The 309-nt window shown below is 61.2% G+C and carries 1 protein-coding gene; it reads right to left on the reverse strand.

Going from position 1 to position 309, the window contains the following annotated elements; genetic code table 11:
- Window positions 1–220: peptide deformylase (locus EJV47_RS27765; protein ID WP_207896022.1), on the reverse strand; the 220-nt coding region annotated here is incomplete at its 3' end.
- Window positions 221–309 lie beyond the last annotated feature (89 nt).

A 309-nucleotide genomic window follows, 5' to 3' on the forward strand; every position in this document is an offset into this window, starting at 1 on the left:
CATCCTCATCGTCGTCCACCATCGGGGCCGAGTCGATAACGAACAGGCGGACGCTCTTACCGATTTGGGGAGCGGCCAGGCCCACGCCGTTGGCGTAGTACAGGGTTTCGTACATGTCGGCGATGAGCTTTTGCAGCTCATCGGCCGGGAAATCGGCCGGGATGTCCTTGGCGCGGGCTTTCAGCACCGAGTCACCGTAGGCCACGATGGGGTAAATCATAACGGACGGGAGTCGAGACAAGATTGCAGAATGATGGTGGCGCTGACTCGGTCCACCAGGGCTTTGTCGCGGCGGGCTTTCTGGCCCAG

The sequence above is a fragment of the Hymenobacter gummosus genome, assembly GCF_003970915.1.
Taxonomy (GTDB): Bacteria; Bacteroidota; Bacteroidia; order Cytophagales; family Hymenobacteraceae; genus Solirubrum; species Solirubrum gummosum.